This is a genomic window from Aquabacterium sp., from assembly GCF_004297345.1.
Taxonomy (GTDB): Bacteria; Pseudomonadota; Gammaproteobacteria; order Burkholderiales; family Burkholderiaceae_C; genus Aquabacterium.
Genome location: NZ_SCTN01000219.1, coordinates 1 through 1,533 on the forward strand (window position 1 = coordinate 1; position 1,533 = coordinate 1,533).

Consider the following 1,533-nt stretch of genomic DNA (forward strand, 5'->3'; position numbering starts at 1 on the left):
GCCCAGGTCCACCAGGGTCTGCGCCAGCAAAAGCGTGTCCTGGGGTTGCGCAATCACGGAGCCTTTGGTTGCTTTGGTGGCCTTGTTCAAGAACTCCTTGGCGGTGTCCAGGTCGCCGTTGCGGTAGGCGCTTTCGCCGGCGATACGTTGGCGGCGCGCAGAGGGCACAACCGTGGCCGCATCTCGCAGCACCCACATGGCCGCTTGCGGGTCGCCTTGGGCCTCAAGCGCCTCGGCCACGACGTCGTAGGCAGCCACGTTCTTTTCACCTTCGCGTGACTGGATGATTTGCTGGGCCAGGTGCTTGGCTTCATCAAACTGACCGGCAGCCTTGTGCGCGCGAGCCAGCCCCAGTTGCGCCCAGACCAGTTCGGGGCGCTTTTCCAGGGCAGCACGGTAAACGGCTTTGGCTTCGTCGTTCTTGCCCAGCTTGAGCAGTGTCTGGCCCTTGATCTGCAGGGCCTGCATGAACCAGCGGTTTTGTTGCGCCAACAATTTGTCGCATTCGACGAGCACGCCGGGCAGATCGTCCTTGAGCTGCTTTTGGGAGATTGGTAGCAGCGCCGCACGTTTCTCAAGCTGGTTCTTCAGCCGATCCCCGATATCGGCCGCTGTGGCGGGCTTGAGGAGATAGGCGTCGGGATTGTGCTCCGTGGCGGCAGCTACCGAGGCGTAGGTGCTCTCTGCGGTGATCATGAAGAACAGGCAGTCAGCAGGCAGCAGGCTGTTGTCGCGCAGGTATTCAAACAGTTGCTGGCCGTCCGTCTTCTGATTGAGGTTGTAGTCGCACAGGATGAGGTTGTAGCGACGCTGTTTGATCAGCTTGGTGGCTTCTTCTGCGGTGCTGGCCAGATCGACCTTGCCAATGCCCAGCATGCTCAGGTGGCCCTTCAGCGTGGATTGCTGCACCGACATGTCGTCGATGATCAGGGCTTGAATGCCGGGGAATGAAGGGGCAGTTTGAATGGCCATGGCGCCTCGCATGACAAATGGCGATCTGGCCCTTTGTGGACCAGCACTTTTCGCATTTCGGCAAGCATGTGCACAAACTTGAGGCAATGCACGGGGGAAACCCCTGGCCAAAAATGGAAAAGGCACCCCGAGAGGTGCCTTTCTTTCGCAATGCAGTAGCCGCTTATTTGAAGATGTTCTTCACACGGTCTGTCCAGCTCTTGGAGTTGGGCGAGTGCTTTTCGCCCCCCTTCTTGAAGGACTCATCCAGCTCCTTGAGCAGCTTGCGCTGGTGCTCGGTGAGCTTGACGGGTGTCTCAACTGAGATGTGGCAGTACAGATCGCCCGGGTAGCTGGAGCGGATGCCCTTGATGCCCTTGCCACGCAGACGGAAGGTCTTGCCGTGCTGCGTGCCTTCGGGGATCTCGATTTCCGCCTTGCCGCCCAGTGTGGGCACCTCGATGTTGCCGCCCAGCGCTGCTGATGTCAGCGGCACAGGCACGGAGCAGTGCAGGTCATCGCCATCACGCTCGAAAATGTCGTGCTGCTTGATGCGGATCTCGATGTACAGGTCACCAGGAG

Annotated in this window: 2 protein-coding genes; both read right to left on the reverse strand. The window is 59.7% G+C overall.

Translation table 11 applies throughout. The features are described from left to right. Positions 1 to 972 (reverse strand): response regulator (locus EPO09_RS07960; RefSeq protein WP_290641914.1); only part of this gene is annotated, 972 nt, incomplete at its 3' end. 163 nt (positions 973 to 1,135) lie between these two features. Continuing rightward, the coding region (locus EPO09_RS07965) for a DnaJ C-terminal domain-containing protein (protein ID WP_290641916.1) at positions 1,136 to 1,533 on the reverse strand (398 nt) is incomplete at its 5' end.